We start from the raw sequence: 17,399 nt of genomic DNA, 5'->3' as shown, positions 1-17,399 counted from the left end.
GATTGAGGTCATTGCAACGCTTAGCGCCTGGTTGAAAGACTGTAAAGCACTCGCTATGATGCACTCAAGCCTATTATCTTTGCTTAAAACGACAGGTCTTGAACAAATGAAACGATAAAGCCGAAATTTGCAACAAACAGCGGAAGGCAAGCCATTGCGGTTCGCCACTGTGCTAACCTATCCGCAAGGTTTGGCACGCTCTTAGCTGAGACTGTAGTGGTCTAATGAACCCGGACACTAATTTAGGCGAGAATATTCACCACGAAGAGGTGTCTGATGACCAAGCAACGTCGTTCATTTCCCCCCCAGTTCAAACAGCAGGCGGCCTGTCTGGTGCTGGATCAGAGCTATAGCCATAGGGAGGCGAGCCGCTCGGTCGGCGTCGGCGAGTCCGTGCTGCGTCGCTGCGTGCAACACGTTCAACTGGAACGTCAGGGCATCACGCCGCACGGCAAGACCATCACGCCGGATCAGCAACGCATCCAGGAACTTGAGGCGCGCATCGAACGCCTCGAGCGAGAAAAAGCCATTTTAAAAAAGCTACCGCACGCTTGATGTCGGAAGGCATCGAACGCACGAGGTAATCGATCAGATCTGTAGAAGCGAATCGGTCGGGCTGATTTGTGCGGTATTCGACGTATCGCGCTCCTGCCTGTATGCACACCGGGAGCGTGCCCAGCGCGTTAATGTCGCGCGCATGGCGCTGCGCTGCCGCGTGCACGAGCTGTTCGTCGAGAGCCGAAGCTGTGCTGGCAGTCGCAGCATCATAGGCATGATTCGAGATCGATACCGACCACGAGCAGCGCGCTTGCATTGACCAGCATCGCGATCGCAGCACTCCCGCCGACGTGCGATGCCATGAACGCGGTATCCTGCCCCCACGCGCCGGCCACTTCAACCCCATGCCCATGCGAGTCATCCTCGCTAGTCCGTACGCAAGCGCAATACGGAGCCGGACGCGGGGCGCCAACTATCATGCGCGCAATGTCGCCGCATCGCGACGCGCACGCGTAACAATACCGCATCCGGGCTACCTGATACGGCACGCTGTGATAGCATCGTGTTGTTTTCTTCATTCCCCGTTCTCCGGTTGAGACCCGCCATGCGCGCGTTCCTGTTCCCAGTGCCGTTGCGACGTCGCCACGCCATGCGTGCGGCGGCAGCGGCGCGCGCGATCCGAACGGACCGACCTGGTATCAACCTGCTCCGATACATCGCCGCGGCACCGCTTTCATTGGCCCGGCACTCGCACTAAGCGGCCCCTTGTTTCAGCCGCTGCCTGGGCGGGTACCGGGCACACCCAACCATTTGACTTTTCGTTGCGTTGGAGAAACAAGATGAAGACCTGCTATCTGACAGAAACCGACGTCAGCCGACTCGAGCGCCATGCGGCACAAGCGAGCCCGCAATCCGGCTACCAGACGATGCTCGATGCCCTGCTCGAGCGCGCGGCCGTGGTCGAAGCCACCGACATCGACCCGAGCGTCGTTACGATGAATTCGACTGTGACGCTGTCGAATCCGTCGTCCGGCGAACGCATGACGTGGACCGTCGTCTACCCACCGAACGCCGACTTCTCACAGGGACGGTTGAACGTGTTCTCGCCGGTCGGCCTCGCGCTGCTCGGCGCAACGCCGGGCGACGAGTTGCGCGTGACGCCCCCCAGCGGGGCACCGCAAACGCTCAAGGTCGAGCAGATCGTATTCCAGCCCGAGGCGGCTGGCGACTATCGGCTTTGACGCCGTGGCCGCGCCGGCCCGACGGCGCAGCCATGCCGTCGGGTGTGGCCGCGGGCGTGCCCCCGGTCAGCCACCCAGGTACGCGCTTTTAACGCGTTCGTTAGCCAGCAAATTCGCGCCGGTATCGGCCAGCATCACGCGGCCGGTTTCCACTACGGAGCCGCGATCGGCCACCTGCAGTGCCTTGTTCGCGTTCTGCTCGACCAGAAACACCGTCACGCCCTCGTCGCGAAGCGCGCCGCACGCTTTAGTGCATCGCGTTCCACGCGCCGATATACCGGCGTGGCCAGCAACCCGCGCAATAGCCCGCTTTGAGTCAACCGGTGCTGCGCGGCTAGCAGGTTCTCGATCACGGCCAACGACTTGAACAGTCGGATGTTCTGGCATGTGCGCACCAGCCCGCGGTGCGGATCGAGGCTGCCGCCGCTGCGGGCGACAACGTCCGCCCGCCTTCGTGCGATAATCCCGGCCGCGTTTGCCTACTCGCGTCCTCGCCCGTATGCCCAAGCCCGTCAAAAGACGAAAGAACATCGAATGTCCCCCCATCGGCGCGCTGATGCGCTATCGACAACGGATCGTGCGCGTCGTCGCCGAAGCCCGCGGACAGCGCGCGATGATCGAATCGATCGATGAAACGGGGCGGACGCTGATAAGCACGGTCAAATGGATCAGCCTGTCCAGCCTGGGCAGGCAGCTGTTTTGACATCGAGCGCAGGGCAACATGCCTGCGCGCGGCACGGCGTCACGCGGCGCTCACCGCGTCCTTGAACGCCTTGCCGGGGATGAACTTGGCGCTAACGTAGCGCGATCCGCCGCCGATCAGTAGGTCTCCAAATGGAGGCGCCCTTCACGTCTGAGGTCAGCCCACACCCGTTGCCAATCCAATCCATAACACTGCGCAATATCCCTGAGTGCGAGCAGTACCCCTTCTTCCATTCCCTTCAGCCCGCACACATAGACATGGGTATTGCGGTCCGCCAGCCATGGCCCCACGTCGGCCGCTCGTTCGCGCAGCGCATCCTGCACGTACCGCTTTGGCCGCCCGGGCATGCGTGAGAACGCGAGCTCGGCATCGATAAAGTCTTTCGGTAGGGTCGTCAGTGGCCCAAAATACGGCAACTCCTGCGGCGTGCGCGCGCCAAAGAACAGCATCAACCGGCCGCTCGCGCCATCGCCCCGATGTCGGCGGCGATATTCGGTCATCGCGCGCATCGGCGCGGCACCCGTGCCGGTGCAGATCATCAACAGGTGTGAACCGGGATGGTTTGGCATCAGGAACGTACTGCCGAACGGACCGATCACCGCAACCCGGTCACCTTTGCGCAGGTCGCACAAGTAATTCGAACACACGCCGAGGGCAGGGTTGCCCTCGTGGTCGCAAGTCACACGCTTGACCGTGAGCGATACATTGTTGTAACCGCGCCGCTCTCCGTCACGCGGGTTGGCCAGCGAATATTGGCGCGCGTGGTGCGGCCTGCCGTTGGGCGCGGCGCCCGGCGGCACGACACCGATCGATTGGCCTTCGAGTACGGGGAAGAGCGTCGCGCCAAAGTCCAGCACGATGTGATGGATGGCACTGTCGGCAGACTCGTCCGTCAAGCGATAATTGTCCGCCACGATTGCCGTAGCGGGCGCATCGCACGTATACAAATTCACATGCGGTCTAGCCGCCGACCCCGGCGCCACGCTGGCGCCCCGCAGTACGTCGCTGCTGCTGACCGCCAAGTGCTCCGGCCGGTGCAGGGCGCTCGCGACGCCCACGCCGGCACCCTGCTGGGCGGGCGACTGTCGGGGCGGGAGTTCTTCCCAGGCAAGCTGGGCGTCGATACTGTACGCATCGGCCTCGAGCACTTGGTGCCAATTGTCGATCGCGCCGGTCGGACACGGCGGCACGCACGCCATGCAGCCATTGCAAACCTGCGCGTTCACGACGTAGTTGTTCGCATCGTGCGTGATCGCATCATTCGGGCACGTCTCCTCGCACGTGTTGCAACGGATGCAGACCTGCGGATCGATCAAGTGTTGATTCAGCATAGCCATTGGCGCCGGCGCATGTCAGCGGTCAATTGAACCTGACATATTGGAAGTCGATGGGCTGCCGGTTAATGCCCATCGCCGGCGGCGCGATCCAGTTTGCGAACCGACCCGGCTCGACTACGCGGCCCATTAGCGAGGCCACGAACGCGCGATCTTCCGGCGTCGGCAGCCAACTTGCCTGGTTGGCCGCCCATTCGGCTTCGTCGATCACCCGACCGTGCGGCGACACGCGCACGCCGGCAAACGAGCCGATCCTGCGGTTGAATGCCTTGTGCGGCACGCTTAGTCTAGATTCAATGCCCGCCTTCTCCAACGCCTTATTCCAACGGTTAACGCCGGCTATCGAGTCCTTGATATAGTCGTCACGTAGCACTTCGTTCATCGCGTTAAGCATCGGCACTTCGCGCTCGACCAGTTGACCGTCGCGCACGTCGAGCAGCCAGTAGCGCTGTGTATCGAGCCGATGATCGTCGTCCCGCTTGCTCTCCCCAAAACGCCCCTTCAGGCCCAATGAGTAGAACGTCGCGGCATTGGATGACTGGTCTGCGCCGAACAAGTCGATGGTCACTGAGTAATGGAAATTCAGGTAGCGCTGGATCGTCGGCAAGTCGATCACGCCCGCCGCCCGCAGCGCACTCACATCGTCTGTGCACAACGCGTTCATGACCTGAGCGGTGCGCTGAATTACTCGCGACACGCCAGACTCACCGACGAACATATGGTGCGCCTCCTCCGTCAGCATAAAGCGGGTAGTGCGAGCCAGCGGATCGAAGCCCGATTCGGCCAGCGCCGACAGTTGAAACTTACCGTCGCGATCGGTGAAGTACGTAAACATGAAAAACGCTAGCCAGTCCGGTGTGCGTTCGTTGAACGCGCCCAGAATGCGGGGATGGTTTTCGTCGCCGGAGTGGCGCTCCAGCAGCGCCTGCGCTTCCTCGCGGCCGTCGCGGCCAAAATAGCGGTGCAGCAGGTACACCATCGCCCACAGGTGACGGCCTTCCTCGACGTTGACCTGAAACAGGTTGCGCAAATCGTACAGCGACGGCGCGGTCAGCCCGAGGTGCCGCTGCTGCTCGACTGACGCGGGCTCGGTATCGCCCTGCGTAACGATGATGCGCCGCAGTTTCGCGCGATGCTCGCCAGGCACGTCCTGCCACACTGCCTCGCCGCGGTACTCGCCGAATTGAATCTTACGATCGGGCTCGCCGGGCGCCAGAAAGATGCCCCACCGGTAATCTGGCATCCTGACGTAATCGAAATGTGCCCAGCCGCCGGGCTCGACGCTCACCGCGGTGCGCAGGTAGACGTCGTCAAGCTGACTGCCAGATGGTCCCATATCATTCCACCACGACAAGAAATTCGGTTGCCACTGCTCGAGCGCGCGCTGCAGCATGCGGTCATCGGCCAGGTTGACGTTATTGGGAATCTTGTCGCTGTAATTGATCGAAGACATGATCGATTCCTTGATCGAAAAACGTTGCATGCGTGCGCCAGCAACTCGCCTTAAACGCGAGCGACATCGAATTGAGGCTTGACGCCCTCGCCATAAACCTTCAACGCGCCTTTGTCGCCGGCCGCATTCGGGCGATTGAAAATCCAGTTCTGCCATGCACTGAGGCGTCCGAAGATCCGCGACTCCATTGTTTCCGGACCGTTGAAGCGCAGGTTGGCTTCCAGACCAGTCAACGCATCCGGCGACATCGCGGCGCGCTCCTCGAGCGCGATGCGGATCTCATCGGGCCAGTCTAGGTCGTCGGGCGCGGCGGTGACCAGACCCAGTCGTTCCGCCTGCAGCGGATCGACCGGTATGCCGAACTTGTCGCGCAGCGCCTCGAGCAGCGCGTCGTCACCGTAGAAGCGCCGCGCCAGCCGCGACTGCTGCGTGACCATCGGGTATAGGCCGAAATTGGCCTCGGACAGCACGATTGCCGGCTGCCGCGACGGACTGCCCGGCAGCGCCTGCATGTATGAACGGTCCGCCGCGAACGCGAGTTCAGCGAGTGTGCCGGCAAAGCATGACCCGGATTCAATCAGCGCGAACAATGATCGCGACGACACGTCGATGCGCGCCAGCGCACGACGCAGCAAGCCAATCGTCTCGCGCACGAACCAATGATCACGATGGCTTATAAGCGCAGCATCGACGTCAAGCACGGCCTGCGCATCGCCCGATGTTCTAAGAACCCACGTGCCGATCTCGCCTTCGTTCGTGCGCAGCGACAGGATCGCATCATCCAATTCGCGGCCGAACCGCAGCGGCCACCAGTTGGCCCCGGTCGCAACGATCGCATCGAGGTCCGCGGGCTGCGGCCCACACGGCGCCTTCGCGGTCAACGTCGCGGTGCGCGCGGCCCGATCTAGCCTGACCTCGAGCGTCTGGTACACGATGCCGTCGTCGCGGGTGCTGCACTCGATTGGGGTCAATGCGACGCCCCGCGCGTCGCCGGGACGATCGCTTTGTGCTGCCAGTTCGAGCGCGCGCGCCTGGACCGCCTGCGCAAACTGGCTGGGCTTGACCACCTCGTCGACCAGCCGCCATTGTTTCGCGCGCTCGCCTCGAATACCCTCCACCACAGTGCAGAACAAATCGGCCCGGTCGTGTCTGACCTTGCGTTTATCGGTGAGCCGCGTGAGGCCGCCGGTGCCGGGCAGCACGCCAAGCAGCGGCACCTCCGGCAACGCGACAGACGATGTCCGGTCATCGATCAGCCAGATCTCATCGCAAGCCATCGCAAGCTCGTAGCCTCCACCGACGCACGCGCCATTCACGGCAGCCAAAAACTTCAGCCCCGAATGGCGCGATGCATCCTCGATGCTGTTGCGGGTTTCATTCGTGAACTTGCAGAAGTTGACCTTCCACGCATGCGACGACATGCCAAGCATGAAAATGTTCGCGCCGGCGCTAAACACCCGCGCTTTGCTGCTCGTGACCACAACAGCACATACCTCGGGATGCTCAAAGCGGATACGCTGCAATGCATCGTGCAGTTCGATGTCCACGCCCAGATCATAGGAATTGAGCTTGAGCTTATAGCCGCTGCGAATGCCACCCCCCTCGTCCACATCGAGTGCCAACGTCGCCACCGAACCGTCGAAGCGCAGTTTCCAATGCTTGTAGTGCGACGGATCAGTACGAAAGTCGACGGGGGCAGCAGCGGGTTCCAGCGTGGCCATAGGCGTCTCCGAATAAGGCAGTACACGATTGTTTATTTGAATAATAGTGCATGTCAACGCCACCTCAAAGACGATTAATGAATTTTATTTCATATTTTGGTTGACATTCAGACTCATAAATTAATTATCCGCCGCCAACCGCACGGCCAGCCGATCGCGCAACTGCAAATAAGCATCGGCCAACGTCTTATCACTGGTATCGAAATTCAGGTCGGCCCGGCCGTACAATTCGCCGCGCCCCGCCAGGATCCGCTTTAAATCTTCCATGGCCTCGCTGCTGCCGGACATTGGACGCAGATCACCTTGGGCGATGACGCGACGCATATGTTCATCCGGGCTGGCTTGCAGCCATACCGTAAAGCAATGAGCGAGCAGCATGTTGAACGTGGCCGGCTCCGACACGAGGCCGCCCGTTGTCGCGATCACCGCGCGCGGGTGTTCGGCAATCACCGCCTCCAGCGCGCGATGCTCGTAGCGCCGGTACGCGTTAGCGCCATATAGCGAGTGAATTTCGGACGGGGAGCACCCAGCTAGCTGCTCGATCACCCGGTTGAGTTCGACAAACGGCACCTTGCGCTCTTGCGCCAGCATCCGGCCAAGCGTGGACTTACCGGCGCCCCGCAAGCCGATCAGCGCGATCCTGTGATTCCGGTCGGGGTCGCGCTGCGTCTGCTCGAACAGGTCAGCGAGCGCCATGCGTGCGCGTTGTAGTGACGCCGGATCGCGCCCGTGCAGCAACTGGCGAATCAACAGCCATTCGGCCGACGACGTGGTCTCGTCGCCGATCACTTCCGCGAGCGGGCAATTCAAGGCCAGCGCGATCTGGCGCAGTACCAGCACTGAAGCGTTACCGACGCCGGACTCTAAATTCGCTAGATGCCGCTCCGACAGGCCGGTTTCAGCCGCCAGGCTCTTGCGCGTCATCCCGCGTCGTGCCCGCAGCAGTCGCACGCGCTCGCCCATGGCGGTCAGGAACGGATCGCGCGGATCACGTCCGGCGAGCGAGCCGTCGTTGGCGGGCGACTCGGGACTGTACTCCATGGGCGAGTCGGCAAGCCGCCGCGATGTATCACTGTGCTTCATCTTCAGCCACTTTTGTCACCCTGTCACTATATATGCACTATATTGCTTGACAACAGCATGCTCAACGACTAATTTCATCCCCATCGTATTGAATGATAACCGTGGCCAGCCACCGGCATCGCATCACGGCGGCATACCGACGCCGCTGACCGACGCCCACAACGCTAACCCGGAGGCCCACATGTCGCCACAAGACTTTCACCGCATGATCGCGCGTGTAACGGAACCGTTGGTCGGACGTGAACTTGACGGCGCGCTGGCCGACTGGCTCAATACCCGCTGGTCGCCAGAGAGCACCGAATACCGCGAGTTGGCGCAAGCCTGTCGGGCCGGTGTCTCACAGGGTTGGATGTGCAACCGCGAACACGCGGGCATCCGTTATGGCCGGATTTTCAAACCCGACGCCAGCATTGGCGGCTTCTCCGGCGACGTCGTCGACATGGCCGACGTGGCCGGCCCACATCACGTCCATCCGCACGGCGAGATCGACTTGATCATGCCGCTCACGCCGAACGCAACGTTTGACGGCCACGCTGCCGGCTGGTGCGTCTACGATCCCGGCAGCGCGCATCGGCCAACGGTCTCGAACGGCCGCGCGCTGGTGATGTATCTGCTACCCCACGGCGCAATCGAATTCTCCCCCGCCTGATCAACATACCAGGCTGCACGGCATGCGCGGCGGTCCACCACACGCACACCTGCCGTGCGCGTGCTTGCGCGCTGGCGTGTCATGGCCCCCTTTCGCGTCATTGTCGGAGGAAAAATGCAAGCCTTAATGGAGTCCCACGCTGGCGCGACGATTTCGGCCAGCTCGCCGCCGGCCCAGTTTAACTTCGCCACGCATCTGTTCGAGCTGAATCGCCAGCGCGCGCAGCGATTGGCCTACATCGACGACGCCGGCACACTCACTTATGGGGCGTTGCAGGAGCATGCACGCCGCTTCGCGAGCATCATGCGTGCACGAAGGGTGCGGCCGGAAGAGCGGATTTTGCTGGTGATGCTGGACACCGTCGAGTTGCCCATCGCGTTCCTCGGCGCACTTTATGCCGGTGTGGTCCCGGTCATTGCCAACACGCTGCTCGGCCCAAGCGAATATGCGTACATGATCGCGCACAGCCGCGCACGCATCGTGATTGCTTCCGCGTCACTGCTGCCCGCCGTCCTGCCAGCACTGGACCAAGCACAGGCCGATTCATGCGAGCTCATTATCAGCGGCGTCGACCACGGTGCGATGCCAGCGTCTCACCACAATACTGCGCCTACGTTGCAACACTTGCTGGACACCGCGATGCCCATGGCCGAGCCGATCCGCAGTAGCCGCGACGACATCGCGTTCTGGCTCTATTCGTCCGGTTCGACCGGCAAGCCGAAGGGCACCGTGCATACTCACGCCAACCTGTACTGGACCGCAGAACTGTATGGCAAGTCGGTGCTGGCCATCAACGAGCATGATGTCGTGTTCTCGGCGGCCAAGCTGTTCTTCGCCTACGGATTGGGCAACGCGCTGACCTTTCCACTCTCGGTCGGCGCAACCACCGTGCTGATGGCCGAACGCCCCAGCGCAAAGGCGGTGTTCGCACGGCTCGTACGGCATCGCGCCACAATCTTCTACGGCGTGCCCACACTGTACGCAAGCATGCTTGCCTGTGCGCGCCTGCCCAGACGCGAGCAGGTTGCGCTGCGCCTCTGCACGTCCGCCGGCGAAGCGCTGCCCAAGGCGGTCGGCGAGCGATTCAGCGCACACTTCGGCTGCGAGATCCTCGATGGCATCGGCTCGACGGAAATGCTGCATATTTTCCTGTCGAATCGGCCGGGCGACGTCGAGTATGGCACCACCGGCACGCCGGTACCTGGCTACGAGGTCGAACTACGCGACGAGACCGGCGCGCCCGTCGCGGACGGCGAGATCGGCGACCTGTTCATTAAGGGCCCCAGCGCGGCGCTGATGTATTGGTGCAACCGCGAAAAGTCCCGTACGACGTTCCTGGGCGATTGGTTGCGCAGCGGCGACAAATTCCGCCGTCAGTCCAACGGCCGCTATGTGTACGCGGGCCGCAGCGACGACATGTTCAAGGTCAGCGGCCAGTACGTCTCACCCGTTGAGGTCGAGATGTCGCTGGCGCATCATGAGGCGGTGCTGGAGGCCGCCGTCGTCGGCGTCGAGCGCGACGGTTTGCTGAAGGCGTACGCGTTTGTCGTGCTCAAGGCTCACGTGAGTGCGTCGGATGCGCTGGCCGATGAGATCCGAGCATTCGCCAAGCAACGGCTCGCGCCACACAAGTGTCCGCGCGAAATCGTATTCGTCGACGAGTTGCCGAAGACCGCGACAGGTAAAATCCAACGCTTCAAGTTGCGAGCACAATCCTGAGGTCTTCATGCATCATTGCGCAAGCTCCGCCAGGGCACACACCGCCAAGGCCGGCACACCGGGCCCAGTCACCACAGATGGCGGGCTGACGACGCTGCCCGCCGGTGCGACGCGCGGCACGCTGCAAATTGAGTATCGTTGGCTGAACCGCACGCGTCACGACGCGCCGATCGCGGTATTTTTGCATGAGGGACTGGGCAGCGTGGCGATGTGGAGGGACTGGCCACAAACGCTGTGCGACGCGCTCGGCTGGCGCGCACTCCTCTATTCGCGGCCCGGCTACGGGCGCTCCACGCCGCGCGAGCCGGGCGTTAAGTGGCCCGTGCGGTTCATGCACGAGCAGGCCCACGACGTGCTGCCGTCGCTGCTCGATGCGCTGGGCATCGACGCGAGCGAGCGCGCGCGGATGTGGCTCATTGGGCATAGTGACGGCGGCTCGATCGCGTTGCTGTACGCCAGCGCGTTTCCTCGCGCGCTGGCCGGTGCGGTCGTCATCGCACCGCACGTGAGGGTCGAGCAGCTATCGGTGGACAGCATCGCGCAAATGAAGATTGACTACGAACGCGCGAGCCTGCGCAACAAACTTGCACGCTACCACGACGATGTCGATTCCGCATTCTACGGCTGGAATGACATCTGGCTGGACCCGGCGTTCCGTGACTGGGACATCACCGGCATGCTACCGCGCATCCAATGCCACCTGCTGGCGATTCAAGGCTACGACGACAAGTACGGCACGATGGCACAGATCGATATAATCCAGCACAACGTGCGTCACGCGCGGGTGGCTAAGCTGCCCACCTGCGGCCATTTGCCGCACCGAGACGCACCGGTCGAACTCAATCGGGTGATTGCGGACTTCATCCGCACCACGACCTTTAACATGTAGTCGATGTTCCCTGTTATCGAGAAGCACTCCTGTATCTACGTAAGTTCGACAATCCGTTCGCGAAACGGCGCCCTGTGGCGGATAGACCCGCGCTCCATCGTCACATGGACGGACGCGACGACGTCAATGCCCATTTTTGGTGCAGCGCGGCGGACCTCGTACCGCTTGATCACACCGTGCTCCTCCAGGCGCCGATGGCAACACAGCCTCTGCGCCAGCGATAGCCGGATCGTCTTAGCCCACTCCAAGTGTGATGCACGCGCCTGTTCCTGTAGTACGCTCAATAACTGGCGGACCGTACAATCGAACTCGAGTATCTGCACTTTGATTCCCGGTTTTCGCAAAACACGGAACTTTATAGCAAGGGTTTACCTCAGCGGGTTGCACAATACTTTTTCCCAACGCAATCGATAAACTCAGCGTGTACTCAAGGGCCGCATGGCCGGCCGACCTCCCCATTGACACGGCACCACACCGAATTCCACAAGAATAGAGGGTCACATGGTAGTAGCAAACGATACAGATACCGCACTCAAGCGCGGATTGAAAAACAGGCATATCCAGTTGATTGCGTTGGGCGGCGCCATCGGCACCGGTTTGTTCCTGGGCATCGCGCAGACGATCCAAATGGCGGGACCGTCAGTATTACTCGGCTACGCGTTGGCCGGCGGCATTGCTTTTTTGATCATGCGGCAACTCGGTGAGATGGTGGTCGACGAGCCGGTCGCCGGCTCGTTCAGCTACTTCGCCGACAAGTACTGTGGCCGCTTCGCCGGCTTCCTGTCCGGTTGGAACTACTGGGTACTGTACATTCTCGTGGGCATGGCCGAGTTGTCGGCGGTCGGCATCTATATCCAATATTGGTGGCCCGGCGTGCCGACGTGGGCCTCGGCGCTGGCGTTTTTCGTGCTAATCAACGCGATCAACCTGGGCAGCGTGAAATCCTACGGCGAGATGGAATTCTGGTTCTCGATCGTCAAAGTGGCCGCGATCGCCGGCATGATCGTATTCGGCGCCTACCTGCTGTTGTCCGGCTCGGCGGGCCCGCAAGCGAGCATTGCCAACCTGTGGCAGCACGGTGGCTTTTTTCCGAACGGCGCCACTGGCCTGGCGATGTCGATGGCAGTGATCATGTTCTCGTTTGGCGGCCTGGAGTTGGTCGGCATCACGGCCGCCGAGGCCGACGATCCGCACAACAGTATCCCGCGCGCCACCAACCAGGTCGTCTACCGAATCCTGATTTTCTATGTCGGCGCACTCGCCGTGCTGCTGTCGCTTTATCCATGGCAGAATATCACTAGCGGCAGCAGCCCGTTCGTGATGATCTTCCACGCGATGAACAGCAACGTGGTGGCCACTGTGCTCAACGTCGTGGTACTGACCGCCGCGCTGTCGGTTTATAACAGCGGGGTCTACAGCAACAGTCGGATGCTGTACGCGCTCGCGCAGCAACGCAATGCGCCGCGCGCACTCGGCGCGCTGAACCGGCGCGGCGTGCCGGTCGCCGCCCTCGCTGTGTCGGCGACAATCACCGGCGTGTGCGTGGTCATTAATTATGTGATGCCAGCCCAGGCGCTTGAACTGTTGATGGGGCTCGTGGTATCGGCGCTGCTGATCAACTGGGCCATGATCAGCATCATCCACCTGCGCTTCCGGCAGCATAAGCGCAGGACCGGCCAGACGAGCCACTTCGCCAGCGTCGGCCATCCGTTCACGAACTACCTGTGCCTGGCGTTCCTCGCCGCGATCTTGATCGTGATGTACCGCACGCCGCCGTTGCGCCTGTCGGTCTACTTAATTCCTGTCTGGCTGGCAGTGTTGGCGGTAAGCTATCGCTTTCGCCAACCCAGTGCGCCGTTGACGATATCCGGCGGGACCTCCAAGCGGTAACATCTTATTTTTCAGGATAGTTCATGTTCGAGCACGTCGAAGCGTTTCCCGGTGATCCAATCCTGTCGCTCAACGAGGATTTTCAGGTTGACCCTCGGTCCGACAAGGTGAATTTGAGCATTGGCATCTACTTCGACGCGCACGGCAAGCTGCCGGTGATGGCTGCCGTGCGCGATGCGGAGCAGGCGCTGGCCGGCGCGATCGGACCCCGCCCCTACCTGCCGATGTCGGGACTGCCCGCGTATCGCGACGCAGTACAACAACTGGTGTTCGGCGACACATGCGGCGCGCGCGCCGGGCGGCGCATCGCGACGCTGCAGACACTGGGCGGCTCAGGTGCGTTGAAAGTCGGCGCAGACTTTCTGCGACGCACCTTCCCCGATGTGCAGGTGTGGATCAGCGACCCCAGTTGGGAAAACCACCGCGTGGTGTTTGAACGCGCCGGCTTCACGGTAAACACCTATCCGTACTACGATGGCGCCACCGGCGGCTTGCGCTTTGATGCGATGCTCGATGCGTTGCGCGCGATTCCGAAGCGCCACATCGTGCTACTGCATGCGTGTTGCCATAACCCGACCGGCGTCGACCTGGACCACAACCAATGGCGTGAGGTCATCTCGCTAATCGAGCAAAACGAGCTGCTGCCGTTCGTCGACATGGCATACCAGGGTTTTGGCACAGATCTGGACGATGATGCCTTCGCGGTGCGAGAACTGGCCGCGCGCGGCATATCGTGCCTAGTCGCGAACTCGTTTTCGAAGAACTTTTCGCTGTATGGCGAGCGCTGCGGTGGCCTAAGCGTCGTGTGCCGATCCGCCGACGAGGCAACACGCGTACTCGGGCAATTGACCGGCGCGATACGAGCTAACTATAGCAATCCGCCGACCTATGGCGCCAAGGTGGTGCACAAGGTGCTCTGCACGCCGGCGCTACGCGCGTCTTGGCAGTCCGAACTCGCCTCGATGTGCAAGCGCATTGCCGCGATGCGCCGCGCGATCCACCAGCGGTTGCAAGGCCATATCGCCGACGAAGCCTTGTCGCGCTATATCCGACAGCGCGGCATGTTCACCTATACCGGACTGAGCGCCGCGCAGGTGGACCGGCTGCGCACCGAGCACGGCGTGTATCTGGTTCGCTCCGGGCGGATGTGCGTCGCGGGCCTGAACGAGCAGAACGTCGGCGTGGTCGCCAACGCCATCGCAAGCGTGCTGCGCGCGTGATGGCTGGCAGACGCTAGGCCCGTACGGCTCACTCGCCCGCTGAAAAAGGCGTGGCCCGCGTCGCAGCCGGCCCGCGACGAACCCAAGTATAGTGATAGTAACGCCCGTTGCCGCGATACGCAGAGCAGGAACACGCCTGGCACGCCAAAGAACACAACGGGGCCCCAAGACCGCTGAATTGGGACGACCTGCGCTACTTCCTCGAAACCGCGCTGGGCGCCGTGCTGTTCGACAAATCGCGCAATATTACGCGGCGCTGCAAGGCCATGCGCTAGCGATCCTGCCGTGCTTTATTGAGGCTCGACCACCCGTGCACCAAACAACTGGCACGATCACTGCACTCAGGAGGTTGCCCATTCTTTTCAGTGAGTCGAACTAACGCGATCGGTGCGGTGGGGCGCTCAGCGCGCCCGTCGTCATAGTTTCGTGCGATCTGCGCGAACATGTCGTTGTCGAATGGCTTGTGGTAGCCGGCGCCGTCTATTACGCTGATAAAAAGCCATTGCCAAACTGCGCGCAAAAGCCCAAGTCGAACTCCGGCCGATAACGGCGACTGCCCAGGTAGCGCGGTGCTACACCGCTGCCGTCCACGATCGTATCGGTGTTCTCAGCATGGGCCGGTGGCGCGACGGGCAGCGTGGCCAGCGGTAACGCTAGGGAGAGCAGACGTTTGTACGCGGGTCGAAACGCAGGTCGAAACGCAGGTCGGAAAAAGGTTGTGGTGGAAACGATAGTCTAGGAGCGCACCGACTTTACATTTGTTTTGAAGTGGTGCAGATTGGTGTCCACGTTTGACAGGTTGTCCTGGGCTGTCTGCGCACTATCCATGGCACCGCCAGGCCGGATAGAATCGGCCAGTGTGACGCAAGAAAGACCATGGAAGACGTACCACTCAAACACAAGGTCCTGCTGGTCGAGGATGACGACCGGCTCGCGCAGTGGGTGCGCGAGTACCTCGACAACTACAAATTCTCGGTCCATGGAGACCGGCGCGGTGACGTCGCGCTGGATGCGCTGCGCGAGCACCGTCTCGCGCTGATGATCTTGGAGCCGATGCCGCCGAACTTGAACGATATGGCAGTGTGCCGCCGCATCCGCAAGCTGTCCAACGTGCCGTGCTGATCCTGACCGCACGCGTGGACGCCCACGATCAGATCGCCGGTCTAGAGACCGGCGCGAACGACTACAGGATCAAGCTCCTCGGGCCGCGGCTGCTAATCGCGCGGGCGCGAACGTTGCTGCGCCGCATGCAGCCAGCGCCGACGGCGGTTGGCGCTCCACCGGTCGGCGACGCGCTGAGATCCGGCGAGATCGTGACCTCGCCGCCCAATCGCAAGATCATATGGCGCGGCGAAATGCTAAAAGCGCTGCGCGGCATCGAATTCGACGGACTGGACCATTCCGTCAATTCCAGCATCTCGCGAGTCAGGCGACGCTTCGAAACTTCTTCGGAGCCGCACAAGGTCAAGACCATCTGGAGACGCGGCGACCTGTTCAGCCCGTCCACGTGGGAGGAGTAAATGCTTCGTTCGCTGATCCGTCTGTACTTGGCCGTCATCATCGTCGCAGGCGCCGCCATCGTATTGGTCGACGTGTCGTCCGTTCGCATTTTTTCCGAGCGCGCCAGCGAGCAGGCGCGCCATTCGCTGAGCACCTACGCGTTTGTACTGACCGACTATCTCGAGCGGCACGCCGGCAATCAGCGCGCCGCGGCGCTACGCGCGTTGAGCAAGCATGACACCGAGGGCTTCAGCCTCATGACATGGCAGGACGTCGAGCAGTTGCTCGACGCGCGGCAGTTGAGCGAGCTGCGTGCCAGCAAGGTCGTGCACGCCAATCCGCAGGAGCCGACCAATCTGGACATCCAGATCTACGCATACGGGTTCATCGTGCTCGCCACGCTGCTGGCCGTCGGGGCATGGGTTCATTACCACTGGCGCGATCTGCGCGCGCTCGAGGCCGCCGCCCGTGCATTCGGCGCAGGCAAGCTGTCCACGCGGGCCCCGATATCCAGCAAGTCGAGCATCTATGAGCTGTCGCGGCAATTCAACGAGATGGCCGAGCAGATCGAAGCCTCGATCCTGCAGCAACGTGACATGATGTACGGTATTTCGCACGAGCTGAAGACGCCGCTAGCCAGACTCGAGTTTGGGCTGGCACTGCTTGCATCGCCGGACTCGCCTGAGCGCCAGCGCGAACGCTACGACGCGCTACACGCTGACGTGCGGGAACTCGACGATCTGGTTACCGAATTGCTGACACTATGCCGTTTTGAGCAGCGGGCGTCGCACAAAACGCCGATGCGCGTGGCAGTCGGCGAGCTGCTCGATAGCGTCGCCGACAGCGTCGCACATGACGTCGGCAACCGAGGGCTAACACTGTCTGTATCGACGCAGGGCGCGCCACAGTGGCACGTATGCGATCCGAAGCTGGTCGCCCGCGCGTTATTAAACCTGGTCCGCAACAGCCTGCGCTATGCAGCCAACACCATCACGCTGAGCGCGACGACTGACGCGCATGGCGCGCTGCAGCTTGCTGTCGAGGACGACGGCCCGGGCATCCCCGTCGAAGATCGGCAACGGATACTCGAGCCGTTCTACCGGCCGCACTCCAGCCGCGACCGGCAAACCGGCGGCTTCGGCTTAGGACTGGCGATCGTGCGACGCGTCGCGCTGCTGCACGGCGGCAGTGTATGGCTCGAGCACGGTGAACTTGGCGGCGCGCGCTTTGTCATGACATTGCCTGCGCTGCCGGGCGAGGAACCCCAACAATCGCTGACGGAGGAGCCTGTACCCGCCGCGGCGTGAAGCGGCTCCCCCTGTGGACGGTGCGCCCCCGGACTTGAGCGAAAGATCGATTCGATTTGTTTATCGTCTTCATGTTCTCAAGGATTCGAGCACATCGCAGCGCTCCGACGATTGTCGCTTGAGTTCGCCGATAGGGTAAAGCGTCGTTCACACGAAGCGCTGGCAAGCTGGATGCGTCAAGTGCAGGCCAGC

General features: G+C 61.9%; 14 protein-coding genes and 4 pseudogenes. 11 read left to right on the top strand and 7 right to left on the bottom strand.

All coding sequences use genetic code 11. From position 1 onward, the window contains the following. Positions 1-276: 276 nt before the first annotated feature. Positions 277-784: pseudogene (locus KPG66_RS14820) on the top strand (transposase); the annotation flags it as partial. A 553-nt stretch (positions 785-1,337) separates the two neighbouring features. Beyond that, a complete protein-coding gene (locus KPG66_RS14815) occupies positions 1,338-1,739 on the top strand; it encodes a GreA/GreB family elongation factor (protein ID WP_041754681.1) in 402 nt (133 codons plus the stop codon). A 66-nt stretch (positions 1,740-1,805) separates the two neighbouring features. On the opposite strand, the pseudogene KPG66_RS14810 reads toward KPG66_RS14815, so the two are convergent. Together KPG66_RS14810 and livG are read right to left on the bottom strand one after the other, a co-directional pair. Then, positions 1,806-1,973: pseudogene (locus KPG66_RS14810) on the bottom strand (branched-chain amino acid ABC transporter ATP-binding protein); the annotation flags it as partial. Further along, a pseudogene (gene livG, locus KPG66_RS14805) lies at positions 1,961-2,143 on the bottom strand (high-affinity branched-chain amino acid ABC transporter ATP-binding protein LivG); the annotation flags it as partial. The pseudogenes livG and KPG66_RS14810, both read right to left, overlap by 13 nt. Before the next feature lie 95 nt (positions 2,144-2,238). Here livG and KPG66_RS14800 point away from each other — a divergent pair. Next, complete coding sequence (locus tag KPG66_RS14800) at positions 2,239-2,442, top strand: hypothetical protein (protein WP_041754678.1); 204 nt, start codon at positions 2,239-2,241, stop codon at positions 2,440-2,442. 116 nt (positions 2,443-2,558) lie between these two features. Here KPG66_RS14800 and boxA read toward each other — a convergent pair whose 3' ends face one another. The 4 genes from boxA to KPG66_RS14780 all read right to left on the bottom strand — a co-directional run bounded on the left by boxA (position 2,559) and on the right by KPG66_RS14780 (position 7,991). Then, positions 2,559-3,779 (bottom strand): benzoyl-CoA 2,3-epoxidase subunit BoxA, encoded by a 1,221-nt coding sequence (gene boxA, locus KPG66_RS14795; protein WP_013428443.1) that lies wholly within the window; start codon positions 3,777-3,779, stop codon positions 2,559-2,561. A gap of 22 nt (positions 3,780-3,801) precedes the next feature. Further along, the gene (gene boxB, locus KPG66_RS14790; protein WP_237071293.1) at positions 3,802-5,229 is read right to left on the bottom strand and encodes a benzoyl-CoA 2,3-epoxidase subunit BoxB; all 1,428 of its coding nucleotides are present in this window, start codon (positions 5,227-5,229) and stop codon (positions 3,802-3,804) included. Between the two features lie 50 nt (positions 5,230-5,279). Next, positions 5,280-6,950, bottom strand: a complete 1,671-nt coding sequence (boxC, locus tag KPG66_RS14785; protein ID WP_237071292.1) for a 2,3-epoxybenzoyl-CoA dihydrolase — start codon at positions 6,948-6,950, stop codon at positions 5,280-5,282. 120 nt (positions 6,951-7,070) lie between these two features. Next, positions 7,071-7,991, bottom strand: coding sequence for a helix-turn-helix transcriptional regulator (locus KPG66_RS14780; RefSeq protein WP_237071351.1), 921 nt, complete (start codon positions 7,989-7,991; stop codon positions 7,071-7,073). A gap of 223 nt (positions 7,992-8,214) precedes the next feature. Here KPG66_RS14780 and KPG66_RS14775 point away from each other — a divergent pair, with 223 nt between their 5' ends. From KPG66_RS14775 to KPG66_RS14765, 3 genes are all read left to right on the top strand, one after another. Next, positions 8,215-8,682 carry a DUF4863 family protein gene (locus KPG66_RS14775; protein ID WP_237071350.1) on the top strand — a complete coding sequence of 156 codons (468 nt, stop codon included), beginning with the start codon at positions 8,215-8,217 and terminating at the stop codon, positions 8,680-8,682. Positions 8,683-8,796: 114 nt separating this feature from the next. Next, positions 8,797-10,401 carry a benzoate-CoA ligase family protein gene (locus KPG66_RS14770; protein WP_237071291.1) on the top strand — a complete coding sequence of 535 codons (1,605 nt, stop codon included), beginning with the start codon at positions 8,797-8,799 and terminating at the stop codon, positions 10,399-10,401. A gap of 7 nt (positions 10,402-10,408) precedes the next feature. Beyond that, on the top strand, positions 10,409-11,290 hold the full coding sequence (locus tag KPG66_RS14765) for an alpha/beta fold hydrolase (RefSeq protein WP_237071290.1): 882 nt from the start codon (positions 10,409-10,411) through the stop codon (positions 11,288-11,290). A 35-nt stretch (positions 11,291-11,325) separates the two neighbouring features. Here KPG66_RS14765 and KPG66_RS14760 read toward each other — a convergent pair whose 3' ends face one another. Then, positions 11,326-11,634 (bottom strand): Lrp/AsnC family transcriptional regulator, encoded by a 309-nt coding sequence (locus tag KPG66_RS14760; RefSeq protein WP_237071289.1) that lies wholly within the window; start codon positions 11,632-11,634, stop codon positions 11,326-11,328. 157 nt (positions 11,635-11,791) lie between these two features. Between KPG66_RS14760 and KPG66_RS14755 the strand changes: the two genes are divergently transcribed. From KPG66_RS14755 to KPG66_RS14735, 5 genes and pseudogenes are all read left to right on the top strand, one after another. Continuing rightward, positions 11,792-13,180 carry an amino acid permease gene (locus tag KPG66_RS14755; protein ID WP_237071288.1) on the top strand — a complete coding sequence of 463 codons (1,389 nt, stop codon included), beginning with the start codon at positions 11,792-11,794 and terminating at the stop codon, positions 13,178-13,180. A 23-nt stretch (positions 13,181-13,203) separates the two neighbouring features. After that, positions 13,204-14,400 (top strand): amino acid aminotransferase, encoded by a 1,197-nt coding sequence (locus KPG66_RS14750; protein WP_237071287.1) that lies wholly within the window; start codon positions 13,204-13,206, stop codon positions 14,398-14,400. 107 nt (positions 14,401-14,507) lie between these two features. Next, on the top strand, positions 14,508-14,675 hold the full coding sequence (locus tag KPG66_RS14745; protein WP_237071286.1) for a hypothetical protein: 168 nt from the start codon (positions 14,508-14,510) through the stop codon (positions 14,673-14,675). Positions 14,676-15,276: 601 nt separating this feature from the next. Further along, positions 15,277-15,920, top strand: a pseudogene (locus tag KPG66_RS14740) (response regulator). Further along, positions 15,921-17,207, top strand: coding sequence for an ATP-binding protein (locus tag KPG66_RS14735; RefSeq protein WP_237071285.1), 1,287 nt, complete (start codon positions 15,921-15,923; stop codon positions 17,205-17,207). Positions 17,208-17,399 lie beyond the last annotated feature (192 nt).

This window comes from Mycetohabitans sp. B2 (genome assembly GCF_021733735.1).
Classification (GTDB): domain Bacteria; phylum Pseudomonadota; class Gammaproteobacteria; order Burkholderiales; family Burkholderiaceae; genus Mycetohabitans; species Mycetohabitans rhizoxinica.
This window is presented reverse-complemented; position numbering and strand designations above follow the sequence as displayed.